21 protein-coding genes are annotated in these 20,623 nt (G+C 63.3%); 17 read left to right on the top strand and 4 right to left on the bottom strand.

Annotated elements, in window-relative coordinates:
- Window positions 1–246 precede the first annotated feature (246 nt).
- Both QQL79_RS20715 and acnA read right to left on the bottom strand, forming a co-directional pair.
- Window positions 247–981 (bottom strand): DUF1223 domain-containing protein, encoded by a 735-nt coding sequence (locus QQL79_RS20715; protein ID WP_284394042.1) that lies wholly within the window; start codon window positions 979–981, stop codon window positions 247–249.
- Window positions 982–1,134: 153 nt separating this feature from the next.
- The gene (gene acnA / locus QQL79_RS20720) at window positions 1,135–3,888 is read right to left on the bottom strand and encodes an aconitate hydratase AcnA (RefSeq protein WP_284394043.1); all 2,754 of its coding nucleotides are present in this window, start codon (window positions 3,886–3,888) and stop codon (window positions 1,135–1,137) included.
- Between the two features lie 173 nt (window positions 3,889–4,061).
- On the opposite strand from acnA, the gene ccmA reads away from it, so the two are divergent.
- From ccmA to QQL79_RS20750, 6 genes are all read left to right on the top strand, one after another.
- Window positions 4,062–4,697: a heme ABC exporter ATP-binding protein CcmA gene (gene ccmA / locus QQL79_RS20725; protein ID WP_284394044.1), complete on the top strand. Its 636-nt coding sequence runs from the start codon at window positions 4,062–4,064 to the stop codon at window positions 4,695–4,697.
- Window positions 4,694–5,359, top strand: a complete 666-nt coding sequence (gene ccmB / locus QQL79_RS20730) for a heme exporter protein CcmB (RefSeq protein WP_284394045.1) — start codon at window positions 4,694–4,696, stop codon at window positions 5,357–5,359. The genes ccmA and ccmB overlap by 4 nt, the downstream gene beginning before the upstream one ends.
- 13 nt (window positions 5,360–5,372) lie before the next feature.
- Complete coding sequence (locus tag QQL79_RS20735; RefSeq protein WP_284394046.1) at window positions 5,373–6,134, top strand: heme ABC transporter permease; 762 nt, start codon at window positions 5,373–5,375, stop codon at window positions 6,132–6,134.
- Window positions 6,131–6,301: a heme exporter protein CcmD gene (gene ccmD / locus QQL79_RS20740; RefSeq protein ID WP_284394047.1), complete on the top strand. Its 171-nt coding sequence runs from the start codon at window positions 6,131–6,133 to the stop codon at window positions 6,299–6,301. Before QQL79_RS20735 ends, ccmD begins: the two co-directional genes overlap by 4 nt.
- Window positions 6,301–6,834: a DsbE family thiol:disulfide interchange protein gene (locus tag QQL79_RS20745; protein ID WP_284394048.1), complete on the top strand. Its 534-nt coding sequence runs from the start codon at window positions 6,301–6,303 to the stop codon at window positions 6,832–6,834. Before ccmD ends, QQL79_RS20745 begins: the two co-directional genes overlap by 1 nt.
- Before the next feature lie 67 nt (window positions 6,835–6,901).
- A complete protein-coding gene (locus tag QQL79_RS20750) occupies window positions 6,902–7,492 on the top strand; it encodes an ankyrin repeat domain-containing protein (RefSeq protein WP_284394049.1) in 591 nt (196 codons plus the stop codon).
- Between the two features lie 8 nt (window positions 7,493–7,500).
- Here the strand turns inward: QQL79_RS20750 and QQL79_RS20755 are convergent, their stop codons facing one another.
- Window positions 7,501–7,713, bottom strand: a complete 213-nt coding sequence (locus QQL79_RS20755; protein WP_284394050.1) for a DUF1674 domain-containing protein — start codon at window positions 7,711–7,713, stop codon at window positions 7,501–7,503.
- Window positions 7,714–7,808: 95 nt separating this feature from the next.
- Between QQL79_RS20755 and htpX the strand changes: the two genes are divergently transcribed.
- From htpX to QQL79_RS20795, 8 genes are all read left to right on the top strand, one after another.
- Entirely contained in the window at window positions 7,809–8,792 is a 984-nt protein-coding gene (htpX, locus tag QQL79_RS20760) for a zinc metalloprotease HtpX (RefSeq protein WP_284394051.1), read from the top strand.
- A 9-nt stretch (window positions 8,793–8,801) separates the two neighbouring features.
- On the top strand, window positions 8,802–10,106 hold the full coding sequence (locus QQL79_RS20765; RefSeq protein WP_284394052.1) for an RsmB/NOP family class I SAM-dependent RNA methyltransferase: 1,305 nt from the start codon (window positions 8,802–8,804) through the stop codon (window positions 10,104–10,106).
- Window positions 10,107–10,226: 120 nt separating this feature from the next.
- Complete coding sequence (locus tag QQL79_RS20770; protein WP_284394053.1) at window positions 10,227–11,819, top strand: heparinase II/III family protein; 1,593 nt, start codon at window positions 10,227–10,229, stop codon at window positions 11,817–11,819.
- A 70-nt stretch (window positions 11,820–11,889) separates the two neighbouring features.
- The gene (gene purH, locus QQL79_RS20775) at window positions 11,890–13,476 is read left to right on the top strand and encodes a bifunctional phosphoribosylaminoimidazolecarboxamide formyltransferase/IMP cyclohydrolase (RefSeq protein WP_284394054.1); all 1,587 of its coding nucleotides are present in this window, start codon (window positions 11,890–11,892) and stop codon (window positions 13,474–13,476) included.
- A gap of 198 nt (window positions 13,477–13,674) precedes the next feature.
- A complete protein-coding gene (locus QQL79_RS20780) occupies window positions 13,675–15,015 on the top strand; it encodes a lipopolysaccharide biosynthesis protein (RefSeq protein ID WP_284394055.1) in 1,341 nt (446 codons plus the stop codon).
- A 2-nt stretch (window positions 15,016–15,017) separates the two neighbouring features.
- Complete coding sequence (locus QQL79_RS20785) at window positions 15,018–16,253, top strand: carboxylate--amine ligase (protein ID WP_284394056.1); 1,236 nt, start codon at window positions 15,018–15,020, stop codon at window positions 16,251–16,253.
- Between the two features lie 94 nt (window positions 16,254–16,347).
- Entirely contained in the window at window positions 16,348–17,754 is a 1,407-nt protein-coding gene (gene leuC / locus QQL79_RS20790; RefSeq protein ID WP_284394057.1) for a 3-isopropylmalate dehydratase large subunit, read from the top strand.
- A complete protein-coding gene (locus QQL79_RS20795) occupies window positions 17,745–18,176 on the top strand; it encodes a metallopeptidase family protein (protein ID WP_284394058.1) in 432 nt (143 codons plus the stop codon). The genes leuC and QQL79_RS20795 overlap by 10 nt, the downstream gene beginning before the upstream one ends.
- Before the next feature lie 28 nt (window positions 18,177–18,204).
- On the opposite strand, the gene QQL79_RS20800 is transcribed toward QQL79_RS20795, so the two are convergent.
- The gene (locus tag QQL79_RS20800) at window positions 18,205–18,504 is read right to left on the bottom strand and encodes a hypothetical protein (RefSeq protein WP_284394059.1); all 300 of its coding nucleotides are present in this window, start codon (window positions 18,502–18,504) and stop codon (window positions 18,205–18,207) included.
- A 119-nt stretch (window positions 18,505–18,623) separates the two neighbouring features.
- Between QQL79_RS20800 and rimM the strand changes: the two genes are divergently transcribed.
- The 3 genes from rimM (at window position 18,624) to rplS (ending at window position 20,595) form a co-directional block, all read left to right on the top strand.
- Window positions 18,624–19,160 carry a ribosome maturation factor RimM gene (rimM, locus tag QQL79_RS20805; protein ID WP_284394060.1) on the top strand — a complete coding sequence of 179 codons (537 nt, stop codon included), beginning with the start codon at window positions 18,624–18,626 and terminating at the stop codon, window positions 19,158–19,160.
- Entirely contained in the window at window positions 19,157–19,849 is a 693-nt protein-coding gene (gene trmD / locus QQL79_RS20810; RefSeq protein WP_284394061.1) for a tRNA (guanosine(37)-N1)-methyltransferase TrmD, read from the top strand. The genes rimM and trmD overlap by 4 nt, the downstream gene beginning before the upstream one ends.
- A 194-nt stretch (window positions 19,850–20,043) precedes the next feature.
- Entirely contained in the window at window positions 20,044–20,595 is a 552-nt protein-coding gene (rplS, locus tag QQL79_RS20815) for a 50S ribosomal protein L19 (protein WP_284394062.1), read from the top strand.
- Window positions 20,596–20,623: the final 28 nt, after the last annotated feature.

A 20,623-nucleotide genomic window follows, 5' to 3' on the forward strand; every position in this document is an offset into this window, starting at 1 on the left:
CTTTCGCGCAAGGGTCCGCGCCCGGGCATTTGGCACTGGGACCAAATACCTAAGTTTGAACACAGTTTCTCCCTCACAGCGCCCGATTGGCCGATCAGTCTGTGACCATTGCCTCCAGTGGTTGGCAACCGGACCGAACGAGCCCCCAAACCATGACGTCCGGTTGCCAACCGTCCTTTAGTTGACCAGTCAGCTATCTCCCGCTCCTGCCCCCAGGAGCGGGAGTTTCTTTTTGTGCCTCCGGCGCTAGCGTTCGAACGCGGCGGCCCCCAGGATCGGCCCCGGCAATCCGTTATTTTCCTGCTGCACGATAACGGCCATGCCGGTATTTTCCGCCAGCATCTCGGGCAGCGGCAATTTGAGGTCCGCGCCCGTATCGTTTTCCCACATGCCCAGCGCCTGCCGCCCGGTCACCACCTGGGTATAGACCATGGTCTTGCCGGCATTCTCACCCTTGTCGATCGCCACATCCGCGCGGTCGAGATAGGTCACCAGCCACACCACGGCATCGGAATAATTCGCATCTGGCGGCACGGCGATCTTGAGCATGTCGCCCTGCTTGGTAATGGCGACATCGAGCGGCAGACTGGCCGTGTCGAGCGCGCCATGCACTTCGCTGCGGCGCGACCCGACCACGCCCTTGTCGCCATTGACCACCATTTGCGGGGTATAGATGCGCGAGGAGCCCCAGCTTTTGGCATAGGCGCGCTGGCGGTCGGAATAATCGGCTTTGCCGAACGTGTCTTCCCAGCCGACGTAGTCCCAATAGTCGACGTGATAGGCGAGCGCGATGACGTCGCCCTCCTCGGCCAGGCTCGTGAGCAAGGCATCGGCCGGCGGGCACTGGGCGCAGCCTTGGCTCGTGAACAATTCCACCACCGCCTTGGGGCGGTCGCGCACTTTCTCCGCGCCGGCCGGAAGGGCCAGAACGGCAAAAGCGACAATGCCGAGAACCGGTGCAAGGAAGGAACGGGATATCATAGGGCAAACTTGTAAGCTGGCGCCTGCAAGCCCCGCTAGTCAAAAGAGGGTGAGAGCGGGCAAAAACGCCCCAAGAGTTTCCTTGATGCCACGCTCAAAGAAAATGGCGGCCCCGGGGGACCGCCATTTCCGGTTCAGCAATGCAGGCGGTGATTACGCCGCGACGAGGCTGCGCAGCACGTAATGCAGGATGCCGCCATTCTTGTAGTAATCGAGCTCATTGGCCGTATCGATGCGGCAGCGGGTCTCGACATTGAGCACGCTTCCATCGGCGCGGGTGATCTTGACGGTGACCATGGCGCGCGGCGCGATCTCGGTGACGCCTTCGATATCGATCGTCTCGGTACCGTCGAGCCCCAGGCTCTGCCAGCTCTCGCCATCCTTGAACTGCAGCGGGATGACACCCATGCCGACCAGGTTGGAGCGGTGGATACGCTCGAAGGACTGGGCGATCACGGCGCGCACGCCGAGCAGGTTCGTGCCCTTGGCCGCCCAGTCACGCGAAGAACCGGTGCCATATTCCTTGCCGGCAAAGATCACCAGCGGCGTGCCGGCGGCCTGGTAGGCCATGGCAGCATCATAGATCGCCATCTGGCTGCCATCGGGGCCCTTGGTATAGCCACCCTCGACGCCATTGAGCATCTGGTTCTTGATGCGGATATTGGCGAAGGTGCCGCGCATCATCACTTCGTGATTGCCGCGGCGGGCGCCATAGGAATTGAAATCGCGCGGGGCGACCTGGCGTTCTTCGAGATACTTGCCGGCCGGGGTCGAAGCCTTGAACGAACCGGCCGGGGAAATGTGGTCGGTGGTGATCGAATCAAGGAACAGGGCGAGCACCTTGGCCTTTTCGACATTGGTGATGGGCTTGGGCTCCATCGACATGCCATCGAAATAGGGCGGGTTCTGCACATAGGTGGAGCTTGAATTCCACTTATAGGTCTCGCCGCCATCGACAGCGATGCCCTGCCAATTGGTGTCGCCCTTGAACACGTCCGAATAGCGGGCGCGGAACATTTCGGCGGTCACGTGCTTGCGCACGATCTCGGCGATCTCGTGGTTGGAGGGCCAGATATCCTTGAGATAGACCGGCTGGCCATTGCTGCCGATGCCCAGGGGCTCGGTGGTGACATCGACATTAAGCGAACCGGCCAGTGCATAGGCCACCACCAGCGGCGGAGAGGCCAGGTAATTGGCGCGCACGTCGGGATTGACACGGCCTTCGAAGTTACGATTGCCCGACAGCACCGAGCAGGCGACCAGCTTGTTCTCGTTGATGCAATCGGAAATGGCCTGCGGCAGCGGGCCGGAATTGCCGATACAAGTGGTGCAGCCATAGCCGACCAGGTTGAAGCCCAGCGCGTCCAGATCATCCTGCAGTCCCGCGGCGGTCAGGTAATCGGTGACCACCTGCGAGCCGGGGGCCAGCGAGGTCTTGACCCAGGGCTTGGAATTGAGGCCCAGCGCCCGCGCCTTGCGGGCCACAAGGCCGGCGGCGACCAGCACCGAAGGATTGGACGTATTGGTGCAGGAGGTGATCGCCGCGATCACCACATGGCCGTCATCGATGCCATATTCGGCGCCATTGACGGGGAAAGCGGTTTCTTCGGGGATGTCGCCGACGCCGGTAGCGCCTTCATCGACAAAGCGCGATTCCTGCTTGTCCGCCGGCAGGCGGGTGCGTTCAGCGCGGCCACCGGCCAGCTCGGGCAGCGCCTTGGCGAAGGACGCAGCGGCATCCTTGAGGGCAACGCGGTCCTGCGGGCGTTTGGGGCCGGAGAGGGACGGCACGACGGTCGAAAGATCAAGCTCGAGGGTCGAGGTGAAGACCGGATCGGGCGAATTGGTCTCGCGGAACATGCCCTGGGCGCGTGAATAGGCTTCCACCAGCGCCACGCGCTGCGGGTCGCGGCCCGACGTGGTCAGATATTTCAGCGTATCGCTGTCGACCGGGAAATAGCCGCAGGTGGCGCCATATTCAGGGGCCATATTGGCAATGGTCGCCTGGTCTTCGAGGCTGAGATAGTCGAGGCCCGGCCCGTAGAATTCGACGAACTTGCCGACCACGCCCTTCTTGCGCAGCATTTCGGTGACCGTCAGCACCAGATCGGTGGCGGTAATGCCTTCATTGATCTTGCCGGTGAGCTTGAAGCCCACGACTTCGGGGATCAGCATGGTGATGGGCTGGCCCAGCATGGCCGCCTCGGCCTCGATGCCGCCCACGCCCCAGCCCAGAACGGCCATGCCATTGACCATGGTCGTGTGCGAGTCGGTGCCCACCAAGGTGTCGGGATAGGCGACGGTTTCGCCATTCTCGTCCTTGGTCCACACGGTCTGAGCCAGATATTCCAGATTCACCTGGTGGCAGATGCCGGTGCCGGGGGGCACGACGCGGAAATTATCGAATGCCGACTGGCCCCAGCGCAGGAATTCATAGCGCTCGCCATTGCGTTCATATTCGAGCTCGACATTCTGCCCGAAGGCCAGGGCCGTGCCGAAGCTGTCGACCATCACCGAGTGATCGATGACCAGATCGACGGGGACCAGCGGATTGATCTTCTGCGGATTGGCGCCGAGCTTGGCGGTGGCGTCGCGCATGGCGGCCAGATCCACCACGGCGGGAACGCCGGTGAAGTCCTGCATCAGCACGCGGGCCGGGCGATAGGAAATTTCATGCTCGGAGGTGCGGGTCGTGAGCCAAGTGGCGACGGCCTCGATATCGGCCTTGGTGACCGTGCGGTTGTCTTCGAAACGCAGCAGGTTTTCCAGCACCACCTTCATCGAATGGGGCAGGCTCGACACGCCCTTGAGGCCGTTCTTTTCGGCTTCGGCGATGGAATAATAGGTATAGGTCTTGCCGCCGACCGTAAGGGTCGATTTGGACTTGAAGCTGTTTACTGAGGTCACGGTGCTCCGCCCTTTGCTGGAATTGCTGCTGACGCGGCCAGGGCAGTCGGAAAAGCTCCCGAAATCCGCCGGATAGCGTCGCCTTTTCTGGAATGACTCCAATCTGTGACGGCTTATAGACACTAAAGATTGCCCTTGCCAGTCTTGCCTTTGGTTCAATACGAGATGGGGTCATGACGCAAAGGCAAGCCTACCCATCTTTAGTGCTGCGCGCGCAGGGGCTTGCCTGTGGCCGCGGCGGCCTGCCGCTGGCCGATGACATGAGCTTTGCCGTCCATGGCGGCACCTGTCTTTTGCTGCGCGGCCCCAATGGCACCGGCAAGACCACGTTGCTGCTGACGCTGGCGGGGATCGTGGCGCCTCTGGGCGGATTTTTTGCCCTTGAAGGGGCGGACCCGGAGGCCGGGCCGCTGCTGCATTATTGCGGTCACCGCAATGCCGTTAAGCCGCGCCTCAGCGTAGAGGAGAATTTGGGCTTTTGGGCGGGGGTCAATGGCGCAACCGGCGAGAGAATAGATGATGCGCTTGACCGGGTCGGCCTGGGCGAGCTGGCAACGCTCGATGCCGGCTATCTCTCGGCCGGACAGAGCCGGCGGCTGGCGCTGGCGCGGTTGCTGGTGACACGGCGGCCGCTCTGGCTGCTGGACGAGCCGACAGCGGCGCTCGACACCGAGGGCCACCAATTGGTGACCGAACTGATCGACGAGCATCTTAACGCCGGCGGCATTGCTATCGCGGCCACGCATGACCCGATCACCCTGCCCGACCCCGCCCGCATGGAAACCCTGGCCTTGGGGAAAGCGGCATGAGGGCCTTTTCCGCCATTATCGGCCGGGAGATGGCCCTGGCACTGCGCGGCGGCGGCGATGTGCTGACGCTGGTGCTGTTTTTTGTGATCACCGGCGCCATCGTGCCCTTTGCCGTGGGCCCCGATCGGGCACTGCTGGCCACCATCGCACCGGGGATTATCTGGATTGCAGCGTTTCTTGCCATGCTGCTGGGCCTCGACCGGCTGTTTCGTCCCGATCACGAGGACGGCACGCTGATCCTGCTGCGTCATGCCGACCTGCCGCTTGCTGGCATCATTGCCGCAAAAGTGATCGCGCACTGGCTGCTGACGGCTGTGCCGCTGATCCTGGCCAGTCCGATCCTCGCCGTGCTGCTGGCAATGGATTTCTCGGCCTTCTGGCGCATGGTGGTTTCGCTGCTGCTGGGCACCCCGGCTTTGGCCGCTTTTGGAGCCATCGGCGCTGCCGTGACCGTGGCCATTCGCCGCGGCGGCCTCATCGCACCCATCCTCATCGCGCCCTTGTCGGTGCCGGTGCTGATCTTTGGCACGGGAGCCATAGCCACCGGCCCCGGCCCGGACCAATCCACCCCCGCCTTGCTTTTTCTCGCCGCGCTCAGTCTCATAGCCGTAGCGCTGGCCCCGTTCGCGGCAGCACTTGCGATAAGCTCCGCCGAGGATTAGAGCGCTAGGGATCATGACTATCGAAACCGCCCCCAAACAGAGCTGGTGGAACCGGATTGCCCATCCGGGGCAATTCGTCGCCTGGACCCGCCCCCTGCTCTGGCCGCTGACGATCCTGACCGCATTGCTGTTTGCAGCGGGGCTCTGGTTCGCCCTCTTCAACTCGCCCGAGGACTATCAGATGGGCGATACGGTGCGGATCATGTATGTGCATGTCCCCACCGCCTGGCTCAGCCAATTCGTCTATGGCGTGATGGCAGTTTCGGCGCTTGGTTCGCTCGTCTGGCGCCACCCCATGGCCGATGTATCGATGAAGGCGGCTGCCCCCCTGGGCGCGACCTTCACCGCGCTGGCGCTCTTTACCGGCTCGCTTTGGGGCCGGCCCACCTGGGGCACGTTCTGGGAATGGGACGGCCGCATGACCTCGACCCTGGTGCTGCTGTTCATCTATCTCGGCATTATCGCGCTGTGGCGGGCCTTCGACGATCAGCTCCGCGCCGCCCGCGTCATCGCCGTCTTCACCCTTGTGGGCGCTGTTAACATTCCCATCATCAAATTCTCGGTCGATTGGTGGAGCACATTGCACCAGCCGGCCAGCGTCTTCCGCGCCGATGGTCCGCGCATGCCCGGTTCCATCCTGACGCCGCTTTTCGTGATGTTCTTCGCCTTTACATTTCTGTTCCTGGTGCTGCATCTCAAGGCCATGCATACCGAAGTGCAGCGCCGTCGCGTTGCCGCGCTCGAACGGCAGGCGGCGCAGGGAGCCCGGGCATGATCGATCTGGGACCACACGCCGTTTTCATCGTCTCGGCCTATGCAGGGGTAACGCTCGCCATTGCCGGGCTGATCGGCTGGACCCTCTTCGACGCCAGGCGCACAGCAAAAAAGCTCGCCGATCTCGAAGCCCGCGGCATTCGCCGCCGCTCGGCCGGACCCGCCTGATGCGCTATGTGCTTTTCGCCCTGCCGCTGCTCCTGCTGGTTGCGCTGGTCGCCATCTTTGCTTCTTCCATGGACCGCGACCCTTCGCTGGTGCGCAGCGTCCTGATCGATAAGCCCGCCCCGGCCTTTGCCATGGAAGCCATACCCGAGCTTGGCGTACCGGGCTTCGATACGGCTGCGCTCAAGGGCGAGGTCACCGTGGTCAATGTCTTTGCCAGCTGGTGCCTGCCCTGCCGGGCCGAGCATCCCCTGCTCGAAGCGGTCAAGGATGTCGCCAAGGTGCGCATGTTCGGCATCAACCAGTCCGACGCTCCCGAAAATGCCCGCGCCTTCCTCGCCGAGCTGGGCAATCCCTATGACGCGGTGGGTGCCGACCGCGACCGGCGTGTCTCGATCGATTGGGGCGTCTATGGCGTGCCGGAAACCTTCGTGGTCGACGCCAATGGCGTCATCACCTTCAAGCATGTCGGGCCCCTGACGCCACAGGCCGTGGACGATCACCTGCTGCCAGCCATCGAAAAGGCACGAGGCTAGCATGGTCCGCTCCTGGCGCAGCGCGGCACTGGCGGTTCTGGTAGGCCTGATAATGGGAGGAGCCGCCATGGCCAATGATCTGATCACGGCAGCCCGGCAGGGCGATATAGCCACCGTGGCGGCGCAAATCGCCGCCGGCACCGACCTCGAGGCCCGCGATGGCGACGGGGCAACGGCGCTACTGGCCGCAACGCACGCCAACCAGATCGAAGCGGCAAGACTGCTGATCGAGGCGGGTGCAGACGTCAATGCCAAGGACGCCATTGCCGATAGCCCCTATCTCTATGCCGGGGCGCGCGGACATCTCGAAATCCTCAAGCTGACGCTGGCCCATGGCGCGGACCTCAAGAGCATCAATCGCTATGGCGGCACCGCCCTGATTCCGGCAGCCGAGCGGGGTCATGTGGAAACGGTAGCGACCCTGATCGCCGCCGGGGTCGCTGTCGATCACGTGAACCGCCTCGGCTGGACGGCGCTGCTCGAGGCCATCATCCTGGGCAATGGCGGGCCCAGCCACGTCGCCATCGTCAAACTGTTGCTCGATGCCGGCGCCGATCCCAATCTGGCCGATGGCGATGGCGTCAGCCCGCTCGCCCATGCCCGCAGTCGCGGCTTTGACGAAATGGTGCAGATGCTGGAGGCGGCGGGCGGGCGCTAGCCGTTCGCCTAAAAGTCGCTGGTCAGGCCCTTGATTTCCCAATCGCCATAGCGGCCGGGTTCCAGCCCGCCGCGCCCGCCTTTTTCCTTTGGAGCAAAGGCGGTTTTGCCGTCGATGGCGTTGCGCCGGGCCTCGGCTTCGGCAAGGGCGCGCCGGGCGGCCGCGCTCAGTGGCGGCCGTGGGGCCTCTTCACCCTCAAAACTCTCTTCTGCATCACTCATCGACGGCTTTCGAAATGTGCTATGTTCATGCGCCTTGCATGAAACCCCTGTCGGCACAACATAGTTGCGGGAAAGACGAACCCCAAGAGGCTCCGATGTTCAACATGTTTCGCACTGCCGTCCTGATCGCCGGGCTGACGGCCCTGTTCATGGTGGTGGGTTATTTCATCGGCGGCACCGGCGGCATGATGATCGCCTTCCTCTTTGCCGCTGCCACCAACCTTTTCAGCTACTGGAATTCGGACAAGATGGTGCTGCGCATGCAGAACGCCGTTCCTGTCGAGCGCAGCCGGGTGCCCGAGCTTTACGACATGGTGGATACGCTCTCCAAGCGGGCCGGTATTCCGACGCCGGCGGTCTATATCATCCAGTCCGACCAGCCCAATGCCTTTGCCACCGGGCGCGACCCAAACAATGCTGCGGTGGCAGTTTCGACCGGCCTGCTGCGGAACCTCGAAACGCGAGAAGTGGCCGGCGTGGTTGCCCACGAACTGGCCCATATTCGCAGCCGCGACACGCTGACCATGACCATCACGGCGACCTTTGCCGGCGCGATTTCCGCCCTGGCGCAATTCGGGCTCTTCTTCGGTGGCGGCAATAATCGCGACAACCCGCTGGGCGGCATCGGCGCCCTGCTCATGGTGTTCCTGGCTCCCCTGGCTGCCATGGTGGTGCAGATGGCGGTAAGCCGCACCCGCGAATATGAGGCCGATCGCGACGGCGCCGAGATATCGGGCGATCCGCTAGCGCTGGCCTCGGCCCTCAACAAGATCGCCAGCCTGGCCGGCCGCCAGGTCAATGTCGCGGCCGAGCGCAACCCGGCCATGGCCCATATGTACATCATCAATCCCCTCTCAGGGCAGCGGATGGACAATCTCTTTTCCACCCATCCCGATACCGGCAATCGCATCGCGGCCCTGCAGAAGCTTGCAGCCGAGATGCAGGTGAACGATAAGGGCCCTGCGCCCCAGCCTCGTTCGCAACCGGCTTCGACCGCTCGCGGCACTGGCAGCGGCTGGCGCGTGCCGCCCACCGGAAGGTCCGATGACGGCGGCGGACAAAACGGTCCCTGGGGATAATTCTGAAGCGTGGCACCTAAAACCGAACCGGCGGGGCTCAAGCTCCGCCTCGTTGCCGCCCAGCGGCTCAAATCCGTTCTGGCGGGCGACAATTTCGCGCCGCTGACCGCGGCAGAGCTGGCCGATGGGCGCGATCGCGCGCTGGCCAACAGGCTGATCACCACGGCGCTGCGCCGCCAGGGCCAGCTCAATTTCATCATCCATGCCCTGCTCGACAAGGGCATGCCGGGCAAGTCGGGCACTTTCGAAGCCATTCTGCGCCTGTCGCTGGCGCAGCTGGTTTTCCTGCCCGATCTGGGCGCGCATAGTGCATTGTTCCTTGCCGTCGAGGCCACCAAGCGCGACCCCAAGGCACGCCATCTGTCGGGCCTGATGAATGCTGTATTGCGCAGCGCCCAGGCCAATTCGGCCAAGTTCGGCATGCTGAGCGATGACCTGCTGATCCCCGACACTTTTGGCGATACCTGGCTCCAGGCCTATGGCGAAGAAGCCATTGATGGCTTTTCCGACGCCCTGCTCGCCGGCGCGCCGCTCGACCTGACGCTCAAGAATGTCGATCCGGAGCTAATCGAGACGCTGGGAGCAGAACCGGTTCTTGCCGATACCGTGCGCATCGAGCAGCGCGACCGGCCCGTCGAGGCCCTGCCCGGCTATGCCGAGGGCCAATGGTGGGTTCAGGACGCCGCCTCCGCCATTCCGGCGCGCCTGCTGGCGCTTGAGCCGGGCGCCCGCGTGCTCGACCTCTGCGCCGCCCCCGGCGGCAAGACCGCCCAGTTGATCAAGGCCGGCTATGCCGTGACCGCGCTCGACAGCGATGCCAGCCGCATGGAACGCCTGCGTGGCAATCTTGCCCGCCTCAACTATACGGCGACCGAGACCATTGTCGGCGACGCCGGCACATTCGCACCGACCTCGCTCTATTCCGGGGTCCTGCTCGACGCGCCCTGCTCGGCTACTGGCACGTTCCGGCGCCACCCCGAAGTCATCTGGCATCGTTCGGTTGGCGATGTGGCAGGCCGGGTGCGCCTGCAGCGGGCGCTGCTGACCAATGCCTTCCGCTGTCTCGATACCGATGGAGTATTGCTCTATTGCGTCTGTTCGCTCGAACCGGCCGAAGGCGAAGAGCAGGTCGAATGGGCCCTTGATTCGCTGCCCGGGCTTGAGCTTTTCCCCGTTACAGCAGCGGAAATGGCCGGTCTCGAGCAGGCCGTGACCGAAAAAGGCCTGGTGCGGACCCATCCGGGCATGAACCCGGGCGGATTGGCTGGGGGCATGGATGGATTCTTCGTGGCGCGATTCCGCCGCCATCGCTAGAATCGGCTTGGGGGCGAACGGCAACGGTCGGGGGACGTTGCAGCGCAAAGGATTTGGGTCGTTGAGGTTTTTGAGGTGCAGTAGACTTGTCCTGGGCGCTGGGCGCGCGGGGACAGGCTGATGGCCGGACAGCTCGGTTTCACGCTGCGCCGGCTGCTGCTGGGCCTGGCCGACAATGTAGTGACGCTGCCCCTGCTGCGCTGGACCTGGCGCGGCCTGGCCGATGACGCCTTTGCCGGTGAGCTTCCCGAATTCCGCCCCGCCGACCGCGATGCGGTGCGCGACATGATGAGCGGCCGCTATCTTCTGGCCTCCAAATTGGTGGAAACCGGCGGCGCCTCGCCTTTCAATCTCGATATCGACCACATGGATTGGTGGCTCAATCTGCATGGCTTTTCCTGGCTGCGCCATTTCCGCGACGTGCGCGACCCCGGCGAGCGCAAGTTTGCCCGCATGCTGGTGCTCGACTGGATCAGCCGCGAGGGCCAGTTCGAGCGGGATACCTGGGCCCCCGCTCTTTGCGCCCAGCGCGTGCTCAATTGGCTGCGCCATCTGCCACTGCTGCTCGATGGCGCCAATCCCGAACAGGCCAAGACCATCCAGCGGGTGCTGGGCGCCCAGATCCAGAGCCTCAAGGTCCGCGCGCCACTGACCAGCGACCCCACCGAAACGCTTTATGCCGCCATCGCCCTGCTGGGCGCCGAAATCTGCGACCAGGACGACAAGACTGACGTGCCTGCCCGGCTCACCAAGCTCAATGCGGTTCTCGCCGGCCAGCTCGATGCCGATGGCATGCATCTGTCGCGCAGCCCCAAGCTGCAATTGCAATTGTTGGTGGAACTGGCCAGCGTCCGCCGCGCGGCGGGCGCCTGGAAGACCGAAGAAGGCAATGAACTGGGCGCCCAGATCGACCGCATGCATGAAAGCCTCGACGCGCTGACGCTCTCCAGCGGCGAGCCCGTCTATTTCAATGGCTGCGGACAATTGCCCCATGACGTGCTGATTGCCGTGCAGGCGCTCGCCCCCACCCGCAAGCGGCGATCCATGCTGCTGGGCGGCTACGGTATTCTGCGCAATGGCGAGGCCGTGGTCATCGCCGATTCCGGGCAAAGGCCGCCCAAGGGGTTTGACGCCGACGCCCATGCCGGCGCCCTCGCCTTCGAATTTTCCTATGGCAATGAATTGATCCTGGGCTCCTGCGGGCCGGCGCCGGCTGATCTCCCCGAGAGCCAGGCCCTGTTCCGCCAGACCGTGGCCCATTCGGCGCCCTCGATGGATGCCGACGATGCCGAGCGGACACCGCCCGCATTGGCGCTCGATCCGGCCGATCATCTGCTGACCTTGGGCACCGGCGGCTATGCCAAGCGCTATGGCGTCGATCTCGAGCGCCGCCTGACCCTGCTATCGGAGGGGACGACCCTGGTTGGGCAGGATCGCATGATTGCCAATGGCACGCCCTCGGGCCTGCTTTCAGTACGCTTTCACCTGGCGCCCAATGTCATGGTCCGTCGCGTTTCGGGCGAGGGGCTGGTGCGGCTGGTATTGCCCAATGGCACGGTCTGGAGCTTTTTGTGGGAAGGCGCCGATTTCCACGAGGAGGAAAGCGTGCGCCAATCCTCCTATCTCGGTTTTCACAAGACACGCCAGCTCGTGCTGGAAACCCCGGCGGCTCCCGATCGCGAGATCGCCTGGATCTTTACGCTCGAGCAGTAACGCGTGGTTCCCATCGCCGCCGCTTCGTGCTAGCGAGCGGCCGACATCATCACACGGGCGGAACATCCTCATGAGCAAGACGGTCAAGGTCGGGCGCGCGCTGCTTTCGGTATTCGACAAATCCGGCATGGCAGACTTTGCGCGGGGGCTGAGCGAAGCAGGCGTGGAGCTGGTATCGACCGGCGGCACGCATAAGCTCATCAGCGATGCTGGCCTGCCAGTCCGCGAGATTTCCGACCTGACCGGCTTCCCCGAAATGATGGATGGCCGCGTCAAGACGCTGCATCCCAAGGTACATGGCGGGCTTTTGGCCGTACGCGACAAGGCCGACCATGCCGCCTCCATGGCCGAGCATGACATCGGCGCCATCGATCTGGTCGCGGTCAATCTCTACCCCTTCGAGAAGACCGTGGCCTCGGGCGCAGGCTATGACGACATTATCGAAAATATCGATATTGGCGGGCCGGCCATGGTGCGCTCCGCCGCCAAGAACCATGCCTATGTGACCGTCGTCGTCGATCCCGCCGATTATCCAGCCATTCTCGACGCCATCAAGACCACTGGCGGGGTGCCGTTCGAGCTGCGCCAGAGACTGGCGGCCAAGGCCTATGCCCGCACGGCGGCCTATGACAGCGCCATTTCAAGCTGGTTCGCCAAAGCGATCGACTATCCCGAAATCCCCTATCGCAGCTTTGCCGGCACGCTGCGCGAAGTCATGCGCTATGGCGAAAACCCCCATCAATGGGCCGGCTTTTACGCCAATGGCGACAGCCGCCCGGGCGTTGCCACCGCAACGCAGGTGCAGGGCAAGACGCTCAGCTACAACAATATCAACGATACCGATGCCGCCTTCGAGCTGGTCAGCGAATTCGACCCCGTCCAGGGCGCGGCAGTGGCCATCATCAAGCACGCCAATCCCTGCGGCGTCGCCGTCGCCGATGATCTGGTGACCGCCTATAAGAACGCCCTGCGCACCGACCCGGTCAGCGCCTTTGGCGGCATCGTCGCCACCAATCGCGAGATCGACGCGGCCACTGCCGAAGAAATCGTCAAGGTCTTTACCGAGGTGATCGTGGCTCCCTCGGCCACCCCGGAAGCCCAGGCTATCATCGCCGCCAAGAAGAACCTGCGCCTGCTGCTGACCGGGGGCATTGCCGATCCCAAGGCCGATGGCCTCGTGGTCAAATCGGTCGCAGGAGGCCTCTTAGTCCAGTCGCGCGACAATCGCAATGTCGATGATTGCGATATCAAGGTGGTGACCAAAAAGGCTCCGAGCGCGGCCGAGCTGGCCGATCTGCGGCTGGCCGCCAAGGTTGCCAAGCACGTCAAATCCAACGCCATTGTCTATGTCCGGGACGGCGCCACGGTCGGCATTGGCGCCGGACAGATGTCGCGCGTGGATTCCGCACTCACTGGCCACCGCAAGTCGATCGATGCCGCAAGGGCGGCAGGCATCGAAGGCGCCCTGACACAGGGCTCGGTCGTTGCCTCGGATGCCTTCTTCCCCTTCGCCGATGGCCTTGAAGCATTGGTTGCTGCCGGCGCCACCGCCGTAATCCAGCCCGGCGGTTCGATGCGCGACGACGAGGTGATTGACGCGGCCGATGCCGCCGGCATTGCCATGGTGATGACCGGCATGCGCCACTTCCGGCACTAGAGTTTCCAGCAAAAGCGGCAATGTTTCGCGGTTCGCAAACGCGAAAAATCAAGGCTTCCAGCCTTACCGAATTGTAACGGGACCAGTAAGGGCTTCTTGAGATAGACCTGCCACAGTGGAAGCGCCGGTTCTGCCGGCCGCGATGGGGCAGATATGCTGAGGCAAGGGGGCGCTTTTGGGTCGCTGCTGCGAACGGGTTTGACCCGGTCGTTATCCTCGCTCGCGATCAAGCTGGCCTCGGCCGGCCTGACCTATATCGGCTTTGTTGTTCTGGCCCGCACCATGAGCGCCGCCGAATATGGCTATTTCGCCTTCGGCCTGGCGCTGGCAACCGTATTGGCGATCGGCGCCGGCATGGGACAGCAGACCGCCGTGATGCGGTTCCATGCCGAGGATATGGCCCGCAAGGACAGCGCCGCCGCCCGCACCACCTTGCGCGCCGGCAGCATGCTGACCATCCTGGGCAGCCTCCTGGTCGCCGCCGCGCTCTGCCTCTATGCCGCCATTGCCGATGCCCTCCGCGGCAGCGCGCCGAGCTGGCCGCTCTATGCCGCCGCCCTATTGGTGCTGCCCATGGCGCTGGGCGAATACACATCCGCCGCCTTGCGCACCCAGGGCTCGATCTGGACCGCGCTGGCGCCGCGCGATGTGGTGTGGCGGATCGCTCTGCCTCTCCTCGCGCTGGCCCTGGCTGCCGCCGGGGTCATGCTGACCGGCTGGGGTGCATTGCTGCTGGCCGCTGGGCTGCTGCTGGTCGTGGTGGCGGCGCAATACGGGCTGGCGCGGACCGAGCGCTATCAATTGCCGCTTGGCTTTGCCGGCCTTTCCGGCTTCTGGCGCGCCCGCGGCAAGATCAGCCTTTGGCTATTGCTGGGCGGCTTTATCAACGCGGCGGCGCTCAATGCCGATACCATCGTCATCGGCGCCCTCCTCGCCCCCGAACAGGCCGGCGCCTATTTCAACGCTTTCCGCACCGGCGGGTTGATGACCCTCTTCGCCTTTGCCATCTCCCTGGTAATAGCCCCGCCCATCGCCCGCCACTTCTATGCGGGGGAACGGCACAAGGCGCAGCTATTGCTGGCAGCCGGAACCTGGGGCGGCTTTATCTTCTCGCTGCTGGCCTTCCTTGCTTTCGTCTTTTTCGGCAATCCGATCATGAGCCTGTTCGGGGAAAGCTATGGCGATGCTTCCATCCTGCTGATCATTCTTGCCGTGGGTTTTCTGGCCGATGCGGCCACTGGCCCCTCGCGTTCGGTGCTGATGCTGACCGGCCATGAGAAGCGCTATGCGGCCATTTTCGGATTAACCACTCTGATCAGTATCCTGGCCCAGATCGCCGTGCTGCCTAGCTTTGGCGTCATTGGCGTGGCCATAGTAAGTTCACTTAACCGTATGCTGGCCTATGGCCTGATGAGCTGGCAATGCGCGGTTCGAACGGGGTTGGACCCCACTATTTTTGGCATTTTGCGGCTCCGGACCCATTCGGGGGGACAGGAGGGCGCCACATATGAAACACCGCTGGTGAAAAACGAGCCATGAGCATGTTGAAGACGTCCCCTCGCCCCAAAGGGGCAATTATCCTGGCAGGCTCCCACGGCGCCATCGCCCTGGCCCGCAGCCTTGCCAAGCAGGGGCTCGACGTCTGGTTCGTCACCAATTTCACCCCATTGCCGCGCTTCTCCAACGCCGTCCACCACTGGGCCGAATGGCCTGGGGCCGAGAACCCGGGCGCCATCGAGGCCCTCGAAGCGCTGGTGCGTGAGCATAGCCTCGAGAATTATCTGCTCGTTCCGGCCGCCGATGCCGATGTCAAACTTGTCGCCCAGGAGCATGCCCGGCTATCGGCCATGCTGCAGGTCGCGCTGCCCGATTGGGCGCAACTGCAATGGGCCTGCGACAAGGCGCTGACCTATCAGCGCGCCACCGAATTGGGCATCGCCGTGCCGCGCATCTACACCATCGGAGACGACCCGGCCGCCATTGCCGCGACCATGCAGTTTCCGGTGGTGCTGAAGCCGACCATGCGGATCACGCTCAACCGGTTCACCCGCGCCAAGGCCTGGCGTGCCGACAACGCGGCCCAGTTCCTCGAACTCTATGCCGAGGCGCTGCAATTGCAGGGCAAGGAGCATATCGTCGTTCAGGAATACATTCCCGGCGGCGGCGAGAACCAGTACTCCTATGCGGGCCTGTGGTGGAAGGGTAGCCCTCGCGCGAGCTTTGCCGCCCGGCGCAGCCGCCAGTTTCCGCTCGAATTCAGCTATACCTCGACCTTTGTCGAAACTGTCGAGCAACCCGACGTCATTGCCAAGGGCGAAGCCTTCCTGACCTCGATCCGCCATCACGGGGTATGCGAGATCGAGTTCAAGCGCGACCCGCGCAGCGGCGATCTGAAATTGCTCGACGTCAATCCGCGGCCCTGGTCCTGGTTCGGGCTGGCGCAGGCGGCGGGCGTGGATTTCGGCGCCATGCTGACCACGCTCAGCGCCGGAGAAATGATCGCCGCCACCGCGGCGACGCCCGGCATCGGCTGGATGTTCCTGTTGCGTGACGTCGTCGTTGCCGTGCAATTGCTAGGCCTGGGCAAGCTGCGCCTTGGCGATTACCTGCATTCGGTCGGCCGCACGCGAACCTTCGCCACCTTCTCGCTGCGCGACCCCAAGCCAGGGCTCGTGGAGCTGCCACTGACCGCATTGCGCCTGCTCAAGCGGCGGATCAGACCATCCCAGGCCAGCGCCCCGACGCCCGGCACGGTCACAAGCAGCATTTCGGAATAAAGAACCGTACCCGACGGTACGGTTGTGCTTGACCCCTGCCCCGTCCCGGCTTAGAACGGCTCCAAACTTCGCATTCCCTGCCGGAACCTAAACGATGACCAAGGCGCGCACGCTCTACGACAAGATCTGGGACGACCATCTGGTGCAGAACAACGAGGACGGGACCTCGCTGCTCTATATTGATCGCCACCTCGTGCACGAAGTCACGAGCCCCCAGGCCTTTGAAGGGCTGCGCATGAACAATCGCAAGGTGCGCCACCCCGAGCGCACCCTGGCCGTTGTCGATCACAACGTGCCCACCACCGACCGTTCCTTGCCCAATCCGGACCCGGAAAGCGCGATCCAGATCGCCGCTCTGGCCGAGAATACCAAGGATTTCGGCATCGAATATTTCGACCCCTTCGATAAGCGCCAGGGGATCGTGCATATCGTCGGTCCCGAACAGGGCTTTACCCTGCCTGGCATGACCATTGTCTGCGGCGACAGCCATACCTCGACCCATGGGGCTTTCGGCGCCCTGGCGCATGGCATTGGCACCTCCGAAGTGGAACACGTTCTGGCTACCCAGACGCTGATCCAGCAGAAGGCCAAGAACATGCTGGTGCGCGTGGATGGCAAACTGCCCCCGCACGTCACCGCCAAGGACATTATCCTCGCCATTATCGGTGAGATCGGCACCGCCGGCGGCAATGGCCACGTCATCGAATTCGCTGGCGAAGCCATTCGCTCCCTCTCCATGGAAGGCCGCATGACGGTCTGCAACATGACCATTGAGGGGGGTGCCCGCGCCGGCCTGATCGCGCCCGACGAGACCACCTTCAACTATGTGAAGGGCCGCAATCGCGCGCCGACCGGCAAGGCCTGGGACATGGCGCTCGACTATTGGAAGACGCTCAAATCCGATGAAGGCGCCCACTACGACAAGGTCGTCGTGCTCGACGCTGCCAAGCTCCCGCCGATCGTCTCCTGGGGCTCCTCGCCCGAGGACGTGATCTCGGTGACCGGCGTCGTGCCCAATCCCGACGAGATCGAGGACGAGAACAAGCGCGCCTCCAAATGGCGGGCGCTCGACTATATGGGCCTCAAGCCCGGCACCAACATCACCGATATTACCGTCGAACGCGTGTTCATCGGCTCCTGCACCAATGGCCGTATCGAAGACCTGCGCGCCGCTGCTGCCGTGATCGGCGATCGCAAGGTTGCCGCCGGGGTCGATGCCATGGTCGTGCCCGGCTCGGGCCTGGTCAAGGATCAGGCCGAGGCCGAGGGTCTGGACAAGATCTTCAAGGATGCCGGCTTTGAATGGCGCGAACCCGGCTGCTCGATGTGCCTGGCCATGAACCCGGACAAGCTCAAGCCGCAGGAACGCTGCGCTTCGACTTCCAACCGCAATTTCGAGGGCCGTCAGGGCTTCAAGGGCCGCACCCATCTGGTATCGCCCGCCATGGCGGCAGCGGCAGCCATTGCCGGCCACTTCGTCGATATTCGCGAGTGGCAGTAAGCAGCGCCGACTGGGGTTCGCGCTTCGCGCCCACCCTCGACGACATCGAGGCACTGGCCACCGCTGCCTTGAAGGAGCTCCCCGAGCCCTTCAAGTCGCTGGCGGCTGATGTCACCTGCTCTGTTGCCGACTTCGCCGAAGATGACGTGCTCGAAGGCTTCGGCATGGAAAGCCCTTTCGAGCTGATGGGGCTGTTCACCGGCATTGGCATGACCGAAGATGGCGCCGTGCCCCAGACCGGGCAATTGCCCAATACGGTCTTCCTCTATCGCCGCGCCATTCTCGATTACTGGGCCGAGAACGACGACAACACATTGGGTGAAATCGTCACCCACGTATTGATCCACGAACTGGGCCATCATTTCGGTTTTTCCGACGACGACATGGAAGCCATCGAGGCGGCGGCGGATAGGGACGAATAGCCGTGAAACCGATAGTGAGGTCTACCTCCTATCCACGCTCCACAAACTCGAACTCTGCCTCGCTCCCGCCCGCCGGATCGTCCGACACCCGCAGGGCCAGCTTGGCAGCCTCAAGCGCGGCAAACCAATCGTCCCAGCTGACGAGCTGAAAGCCGCCCACCCGGTCCGGTCCCTCATTGCCATCGGTATTGATGGCATGCTGGCCAAAGGTGAGCTGCAACAGCGTGCGGCTGCCGGTGCCATCGGGCGTTTCCATCAGCATCGGATTACCGCCGCGCGCTTCGGCCCATTGCCTTATATCGTCGTGGGAAGTCAGGGTCTTGGCCATCGCGGCGCTCCTTGTTGTTTCCTGCACAATCGTCATGACCATGGCACGGTTCCCAGGCCACGAGAATTCCCATTCCCACCGCCGCCTGCTAGGAACAGCCAGCAAAGCCGGAAACCGCAATGACCGAGACCAGTAATCGCATCCTGATGGGCCAGATCGGGGCCGCCCACGGCATCAAGGGTGAAGTGCGCATCACGCCCTTCACCCAGCATCCTGAAGCTATTGCCGACTATGGCCCGCTCCATACCGACCGGCCGGGGCTTGTCATCACCATTACCAAGGCCCGCGTGCAGAAGAATGTTATCGTCGCCAACATAAAAGGCGTCGCCGATAGAAACGCGGCCGAAGCGCTGAATGGGGTCTCCCTCTTTATCGACCGCTCCCGCCTGCCCGAGCCTGACGATGAGGATGATTTCTACCATGCCGACCTGCTCGGTCTTGAAGCCAGGCTCGATAATGGCGTGGTGCTGGGCAAGGTTTCGGCACTGCCCAATTTCGGCGCCGGCGACCTGATCGAAATCCGCGACTCCCAATCGGGCGACACCTTTCTTTATCCCTTTACCAAGGCCGTGGTGCCTACTGTCCGCATTGCCGAAGGCTATCTGACCATCGTGGTGCCGCTCGATGCCGAAGAGGGCGAGGAAGAACCCGATTGAGTTTTTCCGCCGAGATCATCACCCTTTTTCCCGAACTCTTCCCGGGCCCGCTTGGCGCCTCCGTACTCGGACGGGGACTGGCGGATGGCCTGTGGTCGCTCAAGGCGACCCAATTGCGCGATTTCGCCACCGATCGCCACCGCACGGTCGACGATACGCCGTCGGGCGGCGGCGCGGGCATGGTGCTCAAGCCCGATATTCTCGCCAGCGCGATAGACGCCATATCGCCAGCCGGTGACAAGCGCCCGCGCATCCTGATGTCCCCACGCGGCGCCCCGCTGACCCAGCACAGAGCGCGGCAACTGGCACTGGGCCCCGGCGCGCTCATCATCTGCGGGCGCTTTGAAGGCGTCGACCAACGGGTCATCGATGGCCGCCAGCTCGAGGAAATCTCCATCGGCGATTATGTGCTGGCCGGCGGAGAAGTTGCCGCCATGGTGCTGCTCGAAGCGGTGGTGCGGCTTATTCCCGGCGTCCTGGGCAAGGCCGAAAGCCATGCCGACGAGAGCTTCGAAAACGGTCTCCTGGAATACCCGCACTATACCAGGCCCCAGCAATTCGAGGGCGTCGACATTCCGGCCGTGCTCACCTCGGGCGACCATGGCCGCATCGCCAAATGGCGCGCCGAGCAAAGCCAGGCCCTGACCCGGAAGCGGCGGCCGGACCTGCTGGAACCGGACAAGTCATAAAACTGTCCGAAACCCTAGACTCCCGGCCATTTTTCCCCTATAGCCGCGCCACGACTGCGGCAATGGGCTGATCGGACCCGTTGTTGCGCGAATAAAAAGACGAAAACCCTCCGTTACCAACCAAGACCGGGCGATCGGAATCCTCAAAAATTCCGAACAATCGCTCCATTGAAAAGATCAGAACGGATCGACACATGGCCAATATCATCGAACAGCTCGAGGCCGAGCAGGTTGCCAGCCTCGCCGCCAAGCGCGAACTTCCAGAATTCACCCACGGCGACACCATCAAGGTGTGGGTCAAGATCAAGGAAGGCAACAAGGAACGCCTGCAGGCCTATGAAGGCGTCGTGATCGCCCGCACCGGCGGCGGCATCATGGAAAGCTTCACCGTGCGCAAGATTTCGTACGGCGAAGGCGTGGAACGCGTATTCCCGCTCTACTCCCCCAATGTTGCCTCCATCGAAGTGCTGAAGCGCGGTAAGGTGCGTCGCGCCAAGCTTTACTATCTGCGCGACCGTCGCGGCAAATCGGCTCGTATTTTCGAATCGACCAATTCGCGCACCAAGAAGATCGAAGCCAACGAACGCACCGCTGCCCAAGCTGCGCGCGACGCTCGTGAAGCTGAGAAGGTTGCCGCCGCAGAGGCTTTTGCCGCTGAACAGGCCGCCAAGGACGCAGAAGCCGCAGCAGCGGCCGCCGCTGCCGAACAGGCTGCTGCCGCCGAAGGCGAAGCCAAGAGCGAATAAGCTTTTTCGACAATGCGCTGATTTGAGA

Origin of the sequence: Devosia yakushimensis (genome assembly GCF_030159855.1) — a bacterium.
In the GTDB taxonomy this organism is placed as follows: Bacteria; Pseudomonadota; Alphaproteobacteria; order Rhizobiales; family Devosiaceae; genus Devosia; species Devosia yakushimensis.

Coding starts and splice junctions, on each gene's coding strand:
- rimM (WP_284394060.1), top strand. CDS start 18,624: ATGACCGAGACCAGTAATCGCATCCTGATGGGCCAGATCGGGGCCGCC.
- QQL79_RS20770 (WP_284394053.1), top strand. CDS start 10,227: ATGGCCGGACAGCTCGGTTTCACGCTGCGCCGGCTGCTGCTGGGCCTG.
- QQL79_RS20715 (WP_284394042.1), bottom strand. CDS start 981: ATGATATCCCGTTCCTTCCTTGCACCGGTTCTCGGCATTGTCGCTTTT.
- QQL79_RS20750 (WP_284394049.1), top strand. CDS start 6,902: ATGGCCAATGATCTGATCACGGCAGCCCGGCAGGGCGATATAGCCACC.
- QQL79_RS20755 (WP_284394050.1), bottom strand. CDS start 7,713: ATGAGTGATGCAGAAGAGAGTTTTGAGGGTGAAGAGGCCCCACGGCCG.
- ccmD (WP_284394047.1), top strand. CDS start 6,131: ATGATCGATCTGGGACCACACGCCGTTTTCATCGTCTCGGCCTATGCA.
- QQL79_RS20735 (WP_284394046.1), top strand. CDS start 5,373: ATGACTATCGAAACCGCCCCCAAACAGAGCTGGTGGAACCGGATTGCC.
- QQL79_RS20800 (WP_284394059.1), bottom strand. CDS start 18,504: ATGGCCAAGACCCTGACTTCCCACGACGATATAAGGCAATGGGCCGAA.
- QQL79_RS20745 (WP_284394048.1), top strand. CDS start 6,301: ATGCGCTATGTGCTTTTCGCCCTGCCGCTGCTCCTGCTGGTTGCGCTG.
- htpX (WP_284394051.1), top strand. CDS start 7,809: ATGTTCAACATGTTTCGCACTGCCGTCCTGATCGCCGGGCTGACGGCC.
- ccmB (WP_284394045.1), top strand. CDS start 4,694: ATGAGGGCCTTTTCCGCCATTATCGGCCGGGAGATGGCCCTGGCACTG.
- purH (WP_284394054.1), top strand. CDS start 11,890: ATGAGCAAGACGGTCAAGGTCGGGCGCGCGCTGCTTTCGGTATTCGAC.
- rplS (WP_284394062.1), top strand. CDS start 20,044: ATGGCCAATATCATCGAACAGCTCGAGGCCGAGCAGGTTGCCAGCCTC.
- QQL79_RS20785 (WP_284394056.1), top strand. CDS start 15,018: ATGTTGAAGACGTCCCCTCGCCCCAAAGGGGCAATTATCCTGGCAGGC.
- leuC (WP_284394057.1), top strand. CDS start 16,348: ATGACCAAGGCGCGCACGCTCTACGACAAGATCTGGGACGACCATCTG.
- ccmA (WP_284394044.1), top strand. CDS start 4,062: ATGACGCAAAGGCAAGCCTACCCATCTTTAGTGCTGCGCGCGCAGGGG.